The 17,732-nt window shown below is 53.3% G+C and carries 18 protein-coding genes and 1 pseudogene; 1 reads left to right on the top strand and 18 read right to left on the bottom strand.

Translation table 11 applies throughout. The features are described from left to right. Positions 1 to 150 precede the first annotated feature (150 nt). Positions 151 to 2,049 (top strand): thiamine pyrophosphate-dependent enzyme, encoded by a 1,899-nt coding sequence (locus FHP88_RS15840; protein WP_335341540.1) that lies wholly within the window; start codon positions 151 to 153, stop codon positions 2,047 to 2,049. Here FHP88_RS15840 and mgtE read toward each other — a convergent pair whose 3' ends face one another. From mgtE to FHP88_RS15755, 18 genes and pseudogenes are all read right to left on the bottom strand, one after another. Continuing rightward, a complete protein-coding gene (mgtE, locus tag FHP88_RS15835; RefSeq protein WP_144360059.1) occupies positions 2,050 to 3,411 on the bottom strand; it encodes a magnesium transporter in 1,362 nt (453 codons plus the stop codon). Positions 3,412 to 3,529: 118 nt separating this feature from the next. Then, complete coding sequence (gene ptsP, locus FHP88_RS15830) at positions 3,530 to 5,251, bottom strand: phosphoenolpyruvate--protein phosphotransferase (RefSeq protein WP_144360058.1); 1,722 nt, start codon at positions 5,249 to 5,251, stop codon at positions 3,530 to 3,532. Continuing rightward, entirely contained in the window at positions 5,248 to 5,517 is a 270-nt protein-coding gene (locus FHP88_RS15825) for an HPr family phosphocarrier protein (protein WP_144360057.1), read from the bottom strand. Before FHP88_RS15825 ends, ptsP begins: the two co-directional genes overlap by 4 nt. A 158-nt stretch (positions 5,518 to 5,675) precedes the next feature. After that, positions 5,676 to 6,548 carry an RNase adapter RapZ gene (rapZ, locus tag FHP88_RS15820; protein WP_144360056.1) on the bottom strand — a complete coding sequence of 291 codons (873 nt, stop codon included), beginning with the start codon at positions 6,546 to 6,548 and terminating at the stop codon, positions 5,676 to 5,678. Positions 6,549 to 6,637: 89 nt separating this feature from the next. Further along, positions 6,638 to 7,114: a PTS sugar transporter subunit IIA gene (locus FHP88_RS15815; RefSeq protein WP_144360055.1), complete on the bottom strand. Its 477-nt coding sequence runs from the start codon at positions 7,112 to 7,114 to the stop codon at positions 6,638 to 6,640. Between the two features lie 12 nt (positions 7,115 to 7,126). Further along, positions 7,127 to 7,465, bottom strand: coding sequence for a ribosome hibernation-promoting factor, HPF/YfiA family (hpf, locus tag FHP88_RS15810; RefSeq protein ID WP_144360054.1), 339 nt, complete (start codon positions 7,463 to 7,465; stop codon positions 7,127 to 7,129). A 24-nt stretch (positions 7,466 to 7,489) separates the two neighbouring features. Next, positions 7,490 to 7,753 (bottom strand): annotated as a pseudogene (locus FHP88_RS15805) (RNA polymerase factor sigma-54); the annotation flags it as partial. Positions 7,754 to 7,863: 110 nt separating this feature from the next. Further along, positions 7,864 to 8,673, bottom strand: coding sequence for a DNA adenine methylase (locus FHP88_RS15800; protein WP_144360053.1), 810 nt, complete (start codon positions 8,671 to 8,673; stop codon positions 7,864 to 7,866). Between the two features lie 166 nt (positions 8,674 to 8,839). Next, entirely contained in the window at positions 8,840 to 9,358 is a 519-nt protein-coding gene (locus FHP88_RS15795; protein ID WP_144360052.1) for a hypothetical protein, read from the bottom strand. 9 nt (positions 9,359 to 9,367) lie between these two features. Further along, entirely contained in the window at positions 9,368 to 10,093 is a 726-nt protein-coding gene (locus FHP88_RS19405; RefSeq protein ID WP_260843338.1) for a hypothetical protein, read from the bottom strand. A gap of 9 nt (positions 10,094 to 10,102) precedes the next feature. Then, positions 10,103 to 12,820: a phage tail protein gene (locus tag FHP88_RS15785; protein WP_186297758.1), complete on the bottom strand. Its 2,718-nt coding sequence runs from the start codon at positions 12,818 to 12,820 to the stop codon at positions 10,103 to 10,105. Between the two features lies 1 nt (position 12,821). After that, positions 12,822 to 13,229: a DUF6950 family protein gene (locus FHP88_RS19220; RefSeq protein ID WP_260843343.1), complete on the bottom strand. Its 408-nt coding sequence runs from the start codon at positions 13,227 to 13,229 to the stop codon at positions 12,822 to 12,824. Beyond that, positions 13,229 to 13,774: a hypothetical protein gene (locus tag FHP88_RS15780; protein ID WP_144360050.1), complete on the bottom strand. Its 546-nt coding sequence runs from the start codon at positions 13,772 to 13,774 to the stop codon at positions 13,229 to 13,231. Before FHP88_RS15780 ends, FHP88_RS19220 begins: the two co-directional genes overlap by 1 nt. Continuing rightward, positions 13,774 to 14,373, bottom strand: coding sequence for a hypothetical protein (locus FHP88_RS15775; RefSeq protein ID WP_144360049.1), 600 nt, complete (start codon positions 14,371 to 14,373; stop codon positions 13,774 to 13,776). The genes FHP88_RS15780 and FHP88_RS15775 overlap by 1 nt, the downstream gene beginning before the upstream one ends. After that, the gene (locus FHP88_RS15770; RefSeq protein ID WP_144360048.1) at positions 14,373 to 16,808 is read right to left on the bottom strand and encodes a tape measure protein; all 2,436 of its coding nucleotides are present in this window, start codon (positions 16,806 to 16,808) and stop codon (positions 14,373 to 14,375) included. Before FHP88_RS15770 ends, FHP88_RS15775 begins: the two co-directional genes overlap by 1 nt. A 4-nt stretch (positions 16,809 to 16,812) precedes the next feature. Further along, a complete protein-coding gene (locus FHP88_RS15765; RefSeq protein WP_144360047.1) occupies positions 16,813 to 17,052 on the bottom strand; it encodes a hypothetical protein in 240 nt (79 codons plus the stop codon). A 22-nt stretch (positions 17,053 to 17,074) separates the two neighbouring features. Further along, entirely contained in the window at positions 17,075 to 17,347 is a 273-nt protein-coding gene (locus FHP88_RS15760) for a DUF1799 domain-containing protein (RefSeq protein ID WP_144360046.1), read from the bottom strand. Positions 17,348 to 17,400: 53 nt separating this feature from the next. After that, on the bottom strand, positions 17,401 to 17,730 hold the full coding sequence (locus tag FHP88_RS15755; RefSeq protein ID WP_144360045.1) for a hypothetical protein: 330 nt from the start codon (positions 17,728 to 17,730) through the stop codon (positions 17,401 to 17,403). Between the last annotated feature and the right edge of the window lie 2 nt (positions 17,731 to 17,732).

Here is a 17,732-nt window from a genome sequence, read left to right as displayed (position 1 = left end):
GTATTTTGCGAAAAGATTGAAGGGTTTTGGTGGTAATCTTGCGTCCTGATTTTGTCTTACAGTTCTGGACAGCGGTGAGTTCTTCTGCTTCGCCCTGTTCATCAGTAAAGCCTATATTTGTTCAGTTTTCCTGAGCGAAGGAGTCTGCGAGTGAATGCGGTAGCCGAAGAGATCCAACCAGTCGCCAATCGCCGATTTATGTCCGGTAATGAGGCCGTCGCTCGAGGCGTTTGGGAGGCGGGTGTGCGAGTAGCGACTGCCTATCCCGGAACGCCCGCTACCGAGATCCTTGAGTATCTGGGCACCTACTCGGATATTCACGCCAACTGGTCACCGAATGAGAAGGTATCCCTGGAGGTGGCCATTGGGGCCTCGATGTGTGGTTCCCGTGCATTTTGCGCGATGAAACATGTCGGGATGAATGTGGCGGCAGATGCGTTAATGACCCAGACCCTGGCTGGTGTGGAGGGCGGTCTGGTGATTGCGATCGCGGATGATGTGGGGATGTCCTCTTCACAGAATGAGCAGGATTCTCGCTACTGGGGGCGTTTTGCCCATCTGCCCATACTGGAACCTTCCGATTCTCAGGAAGCGTATGCCATGGTCATTCAGGCCTTTGACCTCTCGGAACAGTTCGATTGCCCGGTGATCCTGCGTCTGACAACACGTATCTGTCACGTCAAAGGCGTGGTGACGGTGGGTGAGCGGCAGACTCATACGGCCAAGGGCTTCACGCCGAATCCATCCCGTTGGGTGATGGTGCCCGGGAATGCGAAAAAACGCCTGCAACTGCAACAGCAACGAGACCTGACGCTGCGTGCCTACAGTGAGCAGTCTGACTTGAATTTTTCAGATCCAGGCAAGGCGACCGAATACGGTTTTGTGACATCGGGGCCGGCCTATACCCACGTTAAAGAGGCCTTTCCAGAGTCACCTGTTTATAAGATTGGTTTTTCCCATCCCCTTCCGGTTGAGCAGATCCGGGCTTTTGCTCAAGGTGTGGAGACGCTAGTGGTGGTCGAAGAGACGGAGCCGCTGATCGAGTTGGAGCTAAGGGCTGCCGGTCTGACGGTGGTCGGCAAGGAGTATTTTCCGGCGACGGGTGAGCTTGCACCTGAGGTGTTGCTGCGGGCCCTGCGTGCACTACAGGGTGAGGAAGAGGTGTCTGCGCCAACTCCGCCACCAATGCCATCACTAGCGGGTCTGTTTCCCCGGCCTCCCACGATGTGCGTCAGTTGCCCACATCTGGCGGTCTTCTACACCCTCTCCCGATTACGCAAACGGGCCAATTTTGCCGGAGATATCGGTTGCTATACCCTCGGGGCGGGCCAGCCCTGGAATGCCCTGGATACCTGCATCTGCATGGGTTCGGCTATTGGTATCGGTCTGGGGATGGATCTGGGACGCGGTGAGCGTGATCAGGATAAGGGGATCTTTTCCATTATTGGCGATTCCACCTTCCTGCATCTGGGCATTCAAGGGTTGCTGGATCTGGTCTATAACCAGGGCAACGTGACAGTGATGATACTGGATAACTCGGCTACTGGGATGACAGGGGGACAAAACAATCACGGCAATGGTAAAGATCTGCGGGGTAATGCGGCGCCCCAGGTCGATTTCGCCGAACTGGCTTGCGCCCTCGGTGTGGCCAGAGAGCGGGTGCATGTGGTTGATCCCTACGATTTGCCGGTGCTGTATCGAACCGTTAAGCAGGAGATGGCGGCGCCCGTGCCATCCGTTATTGTCGCCAAGCGACCCTGCGTGCTGACTGAGCGCTATACGCCACGCCGTCCCCTGATGGTAGCGGCCGAAAAATGTAACGGCTGTGCCAACTGCCTGAGTGTGGGCTGCCCTGCGATTCTGGTGACCCGTCGTGAGACCGAAGTGCGCAAAGGAGGGCGGGAAGTGATGAAGGCCTGGGTTCGCATCGAATCGGCGGCTTGTACCGGGTGTGATATCTGCTTGCAGACTTGTGGGCCGGATGCCATGGTCCCGGCGGATCTCTCGAAAATAACGCCGATAGGGGAATCACCGGATCAGCATAGCTGATTAGATCAGGAACAGGGTAGCCAGTCCCAAAAAGGAGAGAAAGCCGACAATATCCGTGACGGTCGTCAGGAGTACAGATCCCGCTAATGCGGGGTCAATACCGAGTTTTTCGAGTGCAATAGGGAGTACGGTGCCGGTGAGTGAGGCCAGGATCAGATTGATGCACATGGCGGTGGCGATGAGCAGGCCAATATTCACATCATTGAACCAGAAGCCTGCGATCACCGCGACAACACCCGCCCAGATTAGGCTGTTCAGCGAGCCGACCGCCAACTCTTTGAGGATCAACCAGCGGGTGTTTTTACCGGAGATCTGACCCAAGGCGATGCCACGAATGGTGAGTGTCAGGGTCTGGCTTCCTGCGATGCCGCCCATGCTGGCCACGATTGGCATGAGTACTGCGAGGGCTACAATTTTTTCGATAGTGGCTTCAAATTGTCCGATCACCCAGGAAGCCATGAGCGCAGTGAGTAAGTTGATACCCAGCCACAGTGCCCTGCGTCGGGTAGAGACCAGCACCGGTGCAAACATGTCTTCATCTTCAGAGAGACCCGCCTGACCCATGAACTGATGCTCGCCCTCTTCACGGATCACATCCACCACGTCATCAATAGTGATTCGGCCGATCAGTTTGCCCTCTTCGTCTATTACCGGCGCAGAGATCAAATCGTGCTGTTCAAAGCGATTGGCCACTCTCCCATCATCCCAGTTGGCAGGTATGGCGCGTACATCCAGTGACATCACCTCAGCAACCGTGTCGTCAAGATCGTGAGTGACCAGCACGGTCAGGGGGAGTACACCCAGATACTTTCCATCCCGGTTCACAACCATCAGGATATCGGTTTGGTGAGGAATCTTATCTCTGAGTCGGCGTAGATAACGCATCACCACGTCCAGCGTAACCTCTGGGCGGACCGTGATGGTATCAGGATTCATCAGGCCACCGGCGGTATCCTCTGGATAGGAGAGGATGGCCTCCAGACGTTCTCTGTGCTGTTGATCGAGTGAGTCCAGGATCTCCTGGGTGATGGTGCGTGGAAGCTCCTGCACCAGATCCGCCAGATCATCCGTGTCCAGGCCTTCTGTAGCGGCCAGCAGTTCTGATACATCCATCTTGCTGATCAGGTCGTCGCGAACCTCATCGGCCAGCAGTGTCAGTACCTCACCCCCGTTTTCTTCGTTTACCAGCTCCCAGATCATCTCTCGCTGGGCCATGGGCAGGGACTCTAACAGATGAGCTATCTCCCCTGGATGGAGGGCGTTGAGCATCTTTCCTGCCTGCAGCAGGGCGCCACTCTCCAACGCCAGATGCAGTCGATCCAATCGGGTGTTACCAAGCTGTAGGGGAACCTGATCGGGCATGCCTGTAGGGAAACCTCGTGGTTGGCGTCGGGTTGATGAGTCGGGCCGATTCTAGCAGTAGATGATGACAAGCGGGAGACACTGTTTAATAAAAGCGCAAAAAAACAGTTGAAGGTAATCAGTGTAGGCGGCAGATCTTATCCAATAATCGTTCGTGTTTGGAGGAGCCTAATTTTTTCATGAGCTTGCGCGTCTGTTTTGACAGTTTTTCGGCACTGAGTGAAAACAGGCACTCTTTGGCGATCAGCAATGACCCTGGCTGCATGCTGAATTCACGCAGTCCCATTCCAACCAGCAAGGGAATATAGCGGGGATCGCCAGCCATCTCACCACACATGCTGACCGGTATGTCGGCTGCCTTTCCGGCTTCGATCACGGTCTGAATCAACCGGAGGATAGCCGGATGCAGAGGGTCGTAGAGGTAGTTGACTTCATCATCCACGCGATCAATGGCCAGCGTGTACTGGATCAAATCGTTGGTGCCAATGGAGAGAAAATCGAGTTCTTTGCTGAAGGCATCGGCGGAAAGGGCGGCGGCGGGTACCTCGATCATACCGCCAATGGGGATGTGGTCTGCATACGGGAGCCCCTCTTCAGCCAGCTGACGCTTAGTCTCGGCAATAATGGCTTTGAGTTTCCGAACCTCCTGAAGGTTGGAAAGCATCGGGATCATGATTCTGACCGGGCCATGAATGGCTGCCCGTAAGATAGCCCTTATCTGTGGCTGGAATATTTTTGGCTCTTTCAGGCAGAGGCGAATTGCGCGTAGACCTAGAGCAGGATTACAGCTGGCTGCGGTACAACCATCCACCTGCTTGTCGGCGCCCAGATCCAGGGTGCGGATGGTAATGGGTATGCCATCCAGGCCTTCTATTACTTTTCGGTAGGTTCGGTAATGCTCCTCCTCGTCTGGCATGCCCTGACGGTTCATATAGAGGAACTCTGTACGGTAGAGCCCCACGGCATCGGCCTTGAGTACCCGGGTCGATTCAATATCCTCAGGCAGTTCGATGTTGGCCATCAGGGATACCCTTACGCCTTCTTTTGTGGTGGCTGGTTTACCGATAAGGCTGAGGCGCTGAGTCGCCTGATCGGCGGCTGTATGGATGTGCCGACGATAGTGATCCAGTGTTCGCCGATCGACATCGGCGAGCACAACACCGTGCTCACCATCAACGACGAGTACCTCGCCTTGACGCAGAAGACGGGTAATACTGTGCACGCCGACAACAGCAGGAATACCCAGGCTACGGGCCAGGATGGCGGTATGAGACATGGGTCCGCCGAATTCGGTAATAAAGGCCGTGATTCCCTGGTGGCGCATCACAATAGTGTCTGCGGGGGTCAGGTCCTGTGCCAGAATCACTTTTCCTGTCAAATCACCATCGGTTTCTTCACCCTGCTCGTGCAGGGCCTTCTGAATCTGATTGACTACATGCTCCACATCATCTTTGCGGGTTCGCAGATAAGGGTCATCCATGGTGTCAAACACCTGAACCAGGGCCTCTTTCTGTAGTTGGAGCGCCCACTCTGCCGCATAGGCATGCTGCTTAATCAGATCAATGGGTGCCTGGATGAGTGCCGCATCGTTGAGCATCAACAGATGGGTGTCAATAAAAGCCACAATGTCTGATCGCGTACTTTCTGGGATTTTTTGGCGAACGGATTGCAGTCGGTCTCTGGCACAGCAGACCGCGTCTCTAAATCGCTCGATCTCAAAAGGGATCTCTGGTTGCTCAATGCTACGCGGAGTGATTTCTAACATACCGCGTTGTAGGATATGGGCCTCGCCAATGGCGATTCCCCGGGTTATGCCGATGCCATTACCGGCAAAACTCACTCAGGCTCTCCGAACCGGTCATTGATGAGGGCCTCCAAGGCCGAAGCGGCCGCTTCCTCGTCCTCTCCATGGGTGGTGAGGGTCAGTTCCGTTCCCTGGCTCGCAGCTAACATCATTACCTCCATAATACTTTTACCATTGACCGGTTTGTCTCCCCTGTCGAGTAAAATTTCGCTGCTGTATTGGCCGGCTTCGGTTATAAATTTTGCAGCCGCACGCGCATGAAGGCCAAGGCGATTAATAATTGTTATCTGCTTTTTAACCATAGATTGCTCAAGTCACTGATGCCATGGGAAATACTATCTCACAATCTCCGCTGTTGATGAAATGGCGGGTTTGAATCCTTCTTTCATCTATTCTTGACAGCCAGAAGCTGGAGCAGGACCAACTCGGCCTCTCTTTGACTGTCTGTTCTTGCTCGCTGTCAGGTAGCCGGGGACAGTGGCAGATCCCTGTGGCGGGTCTGGATCTGTCGACCGCAGTTACGAAAATGCGTGGCGAGTTGTTCTACCATAAAAACTGAGCGGTGTTGGCCACCTGTACAGCCGATAGCGATGGTCAGATAGCTGCGTCCTTCACGTTCGAAGCAGGGAATCCACTGCTCAAGGAATCGGGTGATATCCTCTTTGTAACGCTGAACCTCTGAGCTGGCAGCAAGAAAATCTGCGACAGCGGTATCTTTACCGGTCAGCGGTCTCAGTTCAGGTTGCCAGTGAGGATTAGGCAAACAGCGCGCGTCATAGACAAAATCGGCATCCCGTGGCACGCCCTGCTTGAAGCCAAATGACTGAAACAGCAGTGAGATCTTGGTGTCCAGTCGTTCACTGATGCGTGAACGGATGATGTGGCGCAGCTCATGAAGTGTGGTCTGACTGGTATCGATACGCAGGTCAGCCACGCTGAGAAAGGGCGCCATCAGCGCTCTTTCATAGCTTATAGCCTCGGAAAGGGGGCGTTGTCCGCCGGTGAGTGGATGGCGTCGGCGTGTCTCGCTGAAGCGTTTAACCAGTGTCTCGTCCTGGGACTCAAGGAAGATGACTTCATAGCGGATGCCGTTTTCTTTCAGCGGTTTTAACAGTGAGGAGATGTCCTCAAATTTATCTGGGGCGTTGCGGGCATCAAGACTGATAGCGACCAGATCGAATCGTTTATCCTGCCGAGCGACGAGTTCGCCGGCCAGCGCGGGTAGGAGAAAAACCGGCAGATTGTCAATGCAGTAGTAGCCCTCATCTTCCAGTGTATGAAGTGCGACACTCTTTCCTGAACCGGAGAGCCCAGTGATGATGGCCAGTTTCATTGAATAATTATAATCTCTTAATATTCAACAGGTTTCGCTTTTAGTAGGGGTTTAGTTAATCAGCCTTTGCATGCGCTTGCAAGTGGAGATCAGGCACTCGCGCTTTTGCGCATGGGCTCAATGAGCAGAAATTCATTCAGCAAGGTTTCACTGTCCTGTGCTTGTCTAAGTCGCGCACAGAAATCCGCATCGCTGAACAGCGTTGCCAGTTTTGCCAGAAGCTGGAGATGGGCCTCCGTTGCCTCTTCTGGTACCAGGAGGCCAAACACCAGATCAACTGGCTGTTGATCAATGGCGTCAAAATCAGCCCCTTTTTGTAATTGTATAAAGGCACCGCGGGCTTCAGCGATGCCGGCAACCCGGGCGTGGGGCAAGGCGATGCCATGCCCCAGCCCGGTACTACCTAGTCGTTCCCGCTCAAGCAGTTTGTCAAACACGTTGCCCTGAGTGAGTTCCTCAGAAGCGGTTGCCAACAGACCTGCGACCTCTTCAAGAATGCGCTTTTTACTGGCGGCCTGGTTGGCGGTACTGATCCGTTCAACACTTATAAAGTTTGCGGGAAACATTGTTATGCCTGCTTATCCGATTTCTGCGTTAGCGGGGTCAATACCCTTCATGCCAACACCATTACGATGGTTAGTGCTCTTCTCCTTGAGTTTTTTCACTTGGCGATCAATTTTATCCACCAGACCATCAATGGCTGCATACATATCTTCTTCTACACACTCGGCAAAGACATCGGCACCATTTACGTGGAGTGTGGCTTCTGCCTTCTGACGCAGTTTCTCAACACTTAAAATAACGTGAATTTTGGTGACGTGATCAAAATGACGCTCAAGACGCTCGAATTTGGTATCGACATAGTTGCGCATGGCTTCGGTGATGTCTACATGATGACCGGTGATGCTGATTTGCATGATTTGCTCCTTGGTTACTGGCCTCTATATGAGGCGCTTGCGCTCGTTTGATGGCGGTATCGCCATAGACTCGCGGTATTTTGCTACAGTCCGCCTAGCGACCTGAATGCCTTGGTCGGCGAGTATGCTCGCCAGCTTGTTGTCACTGAGAGGCTTATTAGGTTTCTCTGCAGCGACTAATTTCTTTATCAATGCCCGTATCGCGGTGGCGGAACACTCTCCACCTCCAGCCGTACTGACATGGCTGGAGAAGAAATATTTAAACTCCAGGGTTCCCCTGGGGGTGTTGATGCCGAGCGCGATAAATCGTCGCTCAGAGCGAGATAAATGCCTCTCCGAAATAATTTAGCATCTCTAAACAAAATTCCAATAGTTCAAATAGATGTCTGAAGACCGTATCACATCAGCCTCATCTGTGCTCCTGACTGCTTAGGTGCATTTTCAGCCTGGTCATTCCAAATCAGTAGTTCCTGAGCCTCCGTACCAGCTCCTCCACCGACCGTATACTTGATTGGCCGTGTATCCATATAAAGCCCGGAGAAAACTTCCCTCATCTCTGGGATATCGTTCACTGAGATCATCATCATGCCGCTGCTCTCACGTGCCAATATAGCCATGCGCTCATAGTTATCGAATGTCCAATTAACCCCATAGCCCTCCGTATTCCAGTAGGGTGGATCCAGATAGAACAGTGTATGTGGTCGATCGTATCGCCGGATGATCTCATCCCAGGGTAGATTCTCCACATAGGTACCTTGCAGCCTCAGGTGCGCCTGGCTGAGATCTTCCTCCAGCCTGAACAGATTCAGCCTGGGTGCTGATGTAGTCGCTGTTCCAAAGCTCTGCCCATCAACCCGCCCACCAAAAGCCTGCTTTTGTAGATAGTAGAACCGTGCAGCCCGCTGGATATCCGTCAAAGTGGCGGGATCTTTACGTTGTTCCCACTCATAGAACTGGCGGCTTGAAAGCGCCCATTTGAACTGTCGGATCATCTCCTCTGGATGATGCTGGATGACCCGGTACATGTTTACCAGCTCCCCGTTGATGTCATTTATCACCTCGACTTCACTTGGAGGCTTAGTGAAATAGATGGCTGCCGCTCCACAGAACGCCTCTACATAGCACTTGTGGACAGGGAACCTGGATAGAATCCAGTCTGATATGCGCCCTTTTCCCCCAATCCAGGGGACTACAGGATGATATTTCATAGTGAGCCGTCACTCCGATTCTTGTTTTTGTGGTAGGCTCTCAGCGCTCTGTACAGGGCTGGGAAGCCTTGGTCGGCTCACGGTCTCGTATACCGTGGGTTGACGGCCAGGTGGGTGTTGGCGCACCTATCTGGTCGCTTCCTACTTCTTGTCTCTCAAATAATACTTATCCAGTCCAGGTGATTGCCTCCACATCCACGACTGATACAGCAGTAGATATCGCTGTTCGCAGTGAATCCATTACGCCCAAGAGGCGTACCTTCTCTGCTGAAGCGGCTGTGTATACCTGGGTGATTTGAACCGCTGTATGTAGACGTTGCGCCTTCACTCCATCACTTAGCTTTGTGCATGTAAATGGAATGTCGATGCCACCCAATCCAGCTGCTATCAAATTCAGTTGATCGCTATCTTTTGCGGTGTCGTAGAGGTGGTCATCTCCCAGTGCATTAGAGATAAATCCAGCACGAATTTGCGCTTCACATGCATCCAACATCTCTTCCAGTTTGCTTGCTTTAATATCTACCAAGCTTTTTTGTGGCATAACCAGCTCTGTGAGATATCCATCTTTTGGATCCGAACTCAATCCATCGGATCCGAAACCCAGGAACCGCTCGCCGTTCAGCGAATCAGGAAATCCATCCCAATCAGTCTGCGAATTATCAATGATCTGATTAAGCGTTGGCATCGGTCTTCCTCATGCTAATTTTTTGTAGTAAACGTGGGCCGCGCCTACCCACCCAGTGGTCTTGAATGCAACATTAGCTCCATCAGAAATGATGATGCCGCCTTGCCCATAAGCGAACGAGTCCTTCCATGTACCGGAGGTATATAAACACAATAGAATAGGGGCAACAGCCGAAACTACCATGTAGACCCCAGAGGGGACTGTGTACCGCGTAGACCCTCCGTCCGGAATGGCCCACGAGCCATCTGCCTGAAAGCTTTTCTTTAGCTCATTATCACCGACTGAATTTGCAGGTGGCAGTGTTGATATTGCAGCCACCAGTGCTTTTACAAACGCCGTAGTAGCAATTCTCGTGGAATCATCACTTCCGGCTTGCGTAGGCGCAGTCGGAGTGCCTGTAAATGCTGGGGACGCCTTTGGGGCGTAATAGGCTCCTTCCTGTCCATCCAGTTTGTCTGCATCCAGTCCATTCCCTGCCCCTCCAGGCAGCTGCGCAATAGGCACCTTGCCATTACCATCCAAACCCGCCACGCCACCCGCGCTGCCTAGACGCAGTCGGGCATTGGGCACCTTGGCATCGGCATCCAGGTCAGCCACACCATTGGCGACACCCCGAGCAGCAATGATGCTCTTCACACGCTGTATCAGCGTGTTGATCATTGGGCGGGCAATACTCGGGTTATCGATACCTTCGTCAGTATTGGTGGTGCCGAGATCATCTGTTGGCCAGCTCATCTGCTCTCCTTAATTGTTTGGGACGCCCTTGATAACCACGTCAACTGTGGCATCAGCGGGTGTGTCGTTATTGTCATAAATCCGGATCACCGGCCCGGCAGTGGACTTGGATAACACCTCCCAACTCCATCCCGGCCCGACATTCTGCAGCGCAACCTGAACACTCGTGATTGTTGCGTAGGTTTTTTGCAGCGGGACAGTACGCCCAGCAGCGGCCGAGCCAGCCCAACCGCTGGTGGCTTGGTCGTTAATATCTTCCTCAAGAGACTCACCCCCAGCGATGATGACCAATGTCTGGATCTGTGGGATCTCGCTGGCTGCCTGATTAACTGTTACACGCACCTTGAGGTAACGAGCTGTCACCTGCCCAGCCGGGACAGACCAAGACGTCCATGCAATATCGTCAACAGAGGTACTGATTTCGATTACAGGCGTTGCCGAGGCATTGGCGGTAATCAGTGGGTTAAAGGCGACACTCGCGCCAAGATCTAACTTGAGGTGCTCATAGATAATCTGTGTGTAGGGATTTTGTGCCCACGATGCCCAGGCATCCCAGGTGGTCAGATCGTCCCACGTGTAGTTACCCAGGGCAGTGAGCGTGCCCCCGGCATTATCGGCCGCACAATTGGTTTTGGTGCCAGGCCAGCCCTGCAGATGCGCCCCTTCATAAGCCAGCGCATTTTTGATGCGAGGATCACCCAGCGTCGACTGGATAATCCGGGCATTGACCGATTCATTACCTGAACGATCAATCGCCTTAATTCCAACGGTATAGGTTCCTGCCGCCAGCTGATTAGTTTCCCACGGAGACGCCATCAGCAAACCCTCGTGGAGCGGTGACATGTCATCCCAGTCCCAACCAGTCCCGAGGCGATAGCGAATGAGATAGCCCGCTAGGTCAGCATCGGTAACCGGCAACCATGAGAACTGGCGCGTACCATCGGGCTGACGATCAACGAAAAACTGACTGACATCAGAAGGGTCTAAAGACTTACCCAACACCAGGTGGTTGTAGGCATACTCCCAGGCCGACCGAACGCCCCAGCTGTTGACTGAACGCAGCCGCACATCATAGCGCTCACCATCCAAAACAGGGCTGATCCACGCGGTGGTTTCACCACTACGCGCCGGATTAACACTGGTCCAGCCAGTGTCAACAGTTCGCTTGTACTGAATATCAACCTGCTGCACTGTCGCATCGGATGGATTGATCCAATCTACTCTCAAACGGCTGATGACGGTGCCATCACCACCCACCAAAAGTTCGGTAGTGCCACTGACCAACTGAATACCTGTGGGCGGCAAAATGATCGATGGGTCGAGTAGGTTTGTATTGGGCGTGAGATCGCGCGTTGTGGCCTCGCCGAAGTTCCAATCAAAACACTCAGCGGAGTACTCTTGAACAAGCAAATCCACACCTAAGCCGCCATCCTCTTCAACCAGTTTCCAATCCAGGATCAGAAACGGCTTGGCGCTCCAGCCGAGCGGACCAATCGTAATTGGAACCACCTGCCAAGGGCGGTATTTTAGGCCAGCACCTAACATCATCGGCAGGGTTGCCGTCAGTGATTGGCGGTGTACCTCCAAGGCAATCTTGGCGTTTCGCTGTGCCTCAATCGGGTCCGTACAAAAATCCAGCGCGATATCCTCATAAATCCGCTGGCCACCATCCAGGCCTTCATAATAGCTGTTGGTAACCGGGGTAAAATCTGTCGGCTGCCAGTGGTCATCTGGGTTGACGAACGTCCCTCGTACCGCATTGAATTGTTTAGCGCGCCCTGGCTTGTAACGGTATTTGATGGAGCCACGCAGATCATCCTCATCAATCGCTCCGGTCGGTGCGATCGCAACGCCAGCATGTCCCTGCCAGGTGCCCATTGACCAGACCGCAGCGCCGGCAAACGTGGACTTCAACTCTTCCAATACATCGAGCGGCGAGCGATCCAACGTGAACGTGCCATTGCAGGTATAGCGCTGCTGGGTGGTGCCTTCCGCATCGATGGTAACTAGCTCATCACAGGCATTGGCATTGGCAATCCAACTGTCATTATCAATCTCGCTGGACAATGCCCCAAAGCCATACTCCCACCGCAGATAGTCGAGTGCACAGAGCGCTGCATTCGTTGAATAAACGGTCAGTGTGGTACGAGGATCGTACACCTGGTGCCCCTTCAACACGGCCTTGATGTTAGGGATGCCTGTTGGAAAAACATCACGGCTCTGCTTGAGCCTGACATAGATATACGCCCGACCTCGCAGTCGATGGTTGCTGGTCCAGAGAGCGCTCTCGGCAACCAGGTCTGAATCGGCAAGTTGGTCAGGACTCCCTAAATGACGATTGATGCGAATGTGCCCCGACCAGCGGCTATCGGTCTCTGGAATGTCATTGAAATAGACCGTACCAATTTCCTCAACTTCACGCCCTGAAAGAACGATGACCATATGCAGATATTTTGGGTCACTGCCGGTCACATCGGCAAAGGCCAAGGTGCCCGATACCTGCGCCTCGCCATAGATAATCCGGTGGGGTGAAATTGGCGACCTCACCACCACTGTGCGATCGGTTGCCTCGGCGGTAAACCCACCACCGCCCTTTGGTTGCTTGGGCTTGAATATGGCACCCATCACCAGGCTAAAGCCAATGTTCACAGCGGCGGTAATGAGTGACGCCACGATACCGGTGGCACCTACTGCAGAAATAATCGCACCCGCTATCGCGGTTGGCATATCAACCCACCTTCCAGGCGTTACGCCAGGCATGGCGTGCCATTGCAATAGAGCCCTTTTCACCTGGTGCAAAGGCGTAAATGCCCGCACAGATAGCCAAGGTTGGGCCATTGGCAGTCTCAACCAGAACCACATCACCCCGGCCAGCCAGGCGCGTATCCACTGGGTTTCCCAGCAGGTGAGTCGTGGCACTCTCCAGATCCGCCATGCCGAGTGTTTTCAGCACTTTCAAAGCGCCTTTAGCAGACGAATAATGGCCACGCACATCGGCTGCCACATCATTACCGGTTATGGCCAATACACCCGCTGCTGCGAACAAAGCGCAGTCATGATTACCCCATTCAAACGGGCGATCATGTGCGGCCTGCAACAGTTCCATCAACCTCTTTTCCCAGCCATCCAGCCGCATCACCAGACCAATTCCTTTTCTACCATTTGGGAGACAAACTCCATGCCCAGATCCCCCGGAAACTCAGCCTGCTGATCCTCATTGGTATAACGACGAATGCGTGGACGCTCCCAATCGGCCAAGCGGTTTTTTACTGTTAATACAATGCGGCCCTCTTTGCCAATCTCGCCGTCCATCGTGTCCATCAACCCACCAAATGGGCCTATCGGCTCACCCAGCATCTGATGGTCATTGTCCAAAATACCCAGCCAGATTTTTGCCGGTCTTCCCTGATAGTCTTCACTCATGGCCGTGGCCATCATGGCCGGGTCAACGCCATTCAGCACCATTTGGATATCGTTGCTTTGCAGCTCATCGCCCTCCTGAATCTCCGATATCTCACCCACTGCACCCGCACCCATCCAGGTATGTCCATTCCACTGCAAATTGCCCACGCCCGAATGGACCCGTGATGTCGCCGATGCAAAATCCAGTTCAACAAATATCACCAACGGGATGTTGTCTTGATCCAGCGCCGCTTGAGTGGTGGGGTCTGACGTGCGCATTAGAACGCCTCAATCACATCGATTGAAAAACCACCCAGTACGCCTTTATAGTCAAATGCCGTCTGCTCATCGTCCACCAGCTTAAAGGTAGTCGTGGGACTATTTACGATCACCGCACTGTCATCAGTCGGGCTGTAGCGCAACGGGGGTTCAATAGGAATAGTGGCGGAACCAGTGGCATCAGCATCCACATCGGCTATAACCATCTTCAGCTCACCACCCGCGCCGATATAGTCACCGGCCAATAAAATACCTGCTTGATTGGGAGTCCACCCATCGGTGATCAGGTTGGCACCAACTTGATTAGCTCCATTGACCAGCGGCGTCCCGGTTGCCGCCCCCAGGGGATTCTCCCGCGCATGGTTCCATAGATAAAATCGACCCGCAGATCCACGTAGCGCCACCAAAAACGCCTCCATTGCCTGAATCTCGTGTCGACGCCATTGGTCATACACCAGGGTGGCCATCCAGCGAGCACCTGGCCACTCCTGCGTGGTAGTTTTACCTGTGAACGGGGACGTGAATCCCGTTGTGTTCGTTTGCAAGCGCCACTGCATATCAGAGGGACGGAGTGATGTGGGCCATGTCAGGGTAGGCATTAGCTACGTCTCCCCACCAAGCGAGCCGCACTACCACCCCGATTGATCTCCTGCTTAAACTGAGACAGAGCACGATCAGCTTCTTGCCGAGCCACGACCCGCACTTTGGCTTCAACGCCTGCATCGGCACCACGGGCATCAATACTGTACGTTGGGCTAAATACAATGGATTGACCTGCACCCTGCATTTGCACAGGCACTGATCGGCCATCAGGCAGCGGGATGATGGCCTCGGGTCGATAGCGTTCCCCAGCCACACGATACTGTGGGCCGTTTACAATGCCACCATCACCATATTTCTGCAGCGGCATAGGACCAGCTGATGTCATGATGCCGCCATCGCCGAACGAGAACAGCGATGCCAGACCTGAAAGCCACGACGACCCCTGGATGGGTGTGGCACCACCAAATGAGCCCAGGTCGATGCCAGGTGTTGATGAAAAGTCACCACCGCCGCCAAACATCCCACCGAACAAACCGCTGAACAGACTGGTTCCACCCGATGCGAAATTCTGCCTGAATTGCAGACGCAACATTTCATCCAATACCGTGTCGATTAAATCTCTGATTTCAAACTTGCTGGTCTTGGCAAAATTCACAAAGGCGTTCTCAGCCGACCACATAGCCCGATCAGTTGACTGCTGAATCATGCGCATGGCCTTTGATGTTTCTTGCGCCATGCTCTTCATGGTTTTTGAAGTGGTCTTGCCTGTTTCTTTGACCTCTTCATCCAGATCAAGATATTGAGTGGTGAGCTGATCAATCGCTTCCTGCTCTTTTTGAATATCAATAATGCCAGCCTGGCGCATCTGACTTATGAGGTTCAGCTGCTCGGAGTACTTGTTAAAGGCCGCTTCCTCAGGAAAGAGGGTATCCATTAATGCCTGTCCGGATTTCTTCAGAGCATCAAGCTTTTTCTTAGCATCATCAGCACCATTTCCAACCTTGCTGAAGGCGGTGGATCCGGTATTACCCATACCCTTCAAGCGCTCACTCAGCTGCCCCAGTTGATCCTGATACTCGGTGATCTCCTGACGGGACTGTGCCATCTGGTCTGAAAAGGCCTTTTGGTTTCCAGGATCAGCGAACTGCTGCATCTTGCTCAGCTTTTCCAGTGATTCAATTTCACGTTTGAGGTTCTCGATTTTTGCCTCAGTTAATGAAATCTGCTGCTCAACCTGAGCCTTTGCAGTATTCTCAAAGCTCTTTAAAAGTGCCTCATTTTCTTCCCGGAGGGTTCGGGTATCCTCAGCCGCATCAGATGCATTACTGGCCCAGATCGTTAGTGCAGCGGCTCCGGCAATGATCAAGCCTGCCGGTCCACCCAAAGCGGCCATGACACCGGAGTAAGCTGTACCCACGGCCATTCCGGTGCGCATCGCCAGGTTGGCGCGAATCTGAGCAGCGGTATAAGTGTTTACTGCCACGGCTGCGCTGTTGAAGATGGGGCCCAAGGTTCGGGCAATCATCAACCCACCCAGGCCGATCGCCGCCTCATCTAAATGTTGACCCATCCAGATCAATGAATCTGATGTGGTCTGTGCCCACTCTTTCAGGGTGCCGTCTGCGGCTAACTGATCAATGGTCCCGAGGAAATCACTGGCTTCACCCTTCAGCGCATCAAACAGACCCGCATCGGCAACCTCATTCTGGAAGGCGAACCACTTATCTGAGAACATCGACATTAAGCCGTCCCAGTCATCAGCCAGATCTTGAGTAGCCCCTCTGAACTGACTGCCTGCCTTTTTCCATGATTCCATCAACCGCTTGCGGGTCTCTTCAGCGCTGTAGCTCACCCCGGCCTGAAACCCGAGCATGGCTAGAATTCCGCGCTCCCGGAACATGTCTGCAGAGGCGGCACCGGCAGAGTACATCCGAATAACCTGTTCAGTGGTCTGCTGAATACTTAGTCCAGACGCAGCCGCCAGGTCACCGATCAGCGGCATCCACTCTTTGATCTCATCAACGCCGCCTTTCATCACCCCGGCTAACTGGGTAGCAGAGCTCATGATGGCCTCAAACTCAAAAGGCACCCGTCCTGCATAGTCAGCCATCTCTTCAAACAGACGGCTACCTTCTTCCGTACTGCCCAGCAGTATTTTCAAACGGGTTTCAAAATTTTCAGAGGCTGAGGCGGCTTCAATGAATGAACCGGTAATGGCTGAAACACCCACCACACCCGCAAAGGTACCGATAACGGTACCGAGTGTTCTGGCAAGGTGTTGATTAACCCGATTCAGGCGCTCGGCTTCACGACCTGTTTCGCTGAACTGTTTACCCAGTCGATACGCATCCTTGCCAGTACGATTAGCCGCTTTACCGGTTTTCTCGGTACTCTTTTCGAGCTTCTCGAATTCCTGGCGAGAGATCCGGATCTCACCATTGAGATCCCCGGCATCACCTTCGAGCTTTATTGATAGGACTAAATCAGACATAAATTTACGCAGCCAATCCCAGCATAAGCTTCAGTGGACCCAGTATTATGGTCAGTGCACGCCGAGTCTTTTTATCAAATATATGCTGAACAACACGCAGTGATATCAGATGGGTAGTACGCCTTTTGTTATCCTCACTCTGATCGCACCATGTCCAAGTTCTTGCCCAGTTGACATCAACCAGTAGTCGTCCCACCCAGAAACTGAATCCATCTTTTGGCTTGGCCAATCTCTCAAATGTCATGGGTTGTCCTTAGCAAAACTGATCACGTTGAATGGTTATTCCAAACCGCCAACACCGCGCCCTCCATCACCTGCAGCTTTGAGAAGATCTCGGGCGTCGATTCGATGGTGGCCATCCTTAGCCCAGCTTCCATACCCTCGTACCTGAACCCTGTACGAGTCATCTGGGTCTGAACCGTCAACCAGGCCATAACGGCAGTCCAGTTCTCCTCGAGTACATAGAAATCATCAGAACTGACCTGGACCTTCTGCCTGATCTCATCAGGGGCATTCATTGCAGCCAGGTCTGCATCCACTTCGTCGGCACCGGCTTTTTTACCTTCTGCGGCCCAGTGCCTGGCCGCGCCGATCAGTTTTTTCTTACGACCCCTCCGGCCATCTCGTAGTAGGCACGGATCAAGGCCTTGCGGATATACGGGCGGCGGGTCATCTCTGCCAGTGGTTTCTTACCAAACTTGATTGCTTTGCCATCCGGGTCTTTCACATCCTCACCCCAGCCTACCAATACGCCACGGATAAAGGCCGTGTCTCCTTGGGCTGCCAGGGCATCAATGGCTTCTTGATCCAGCATCTGGAACTGTGCGGTAAACTCTTGGCGATTGGTCTTGCCACCATCGACCGGCACTTCAACAACTACCGGCCAATTGATGGGTGCATCGTGTTTTTGCATTACAAACATAT

Source organism: Sedimenticola selenatireducens, from assembly GCF_007625115.1.
In the GTDB taxonomy this organism is placed as follows: domain Bacteria; phylum Pseudomonadota; class Gammaproteobacteria; order Chromatiales; family Chromatiaceae; genus Sedimenticola; species Sedimenticola selenatireducens_A.
The sequence above is the reverse complement of the archived record's forward strand: the minus strand, read 5'-3'. Positions and strand labels throughout refer to the sequence as shown.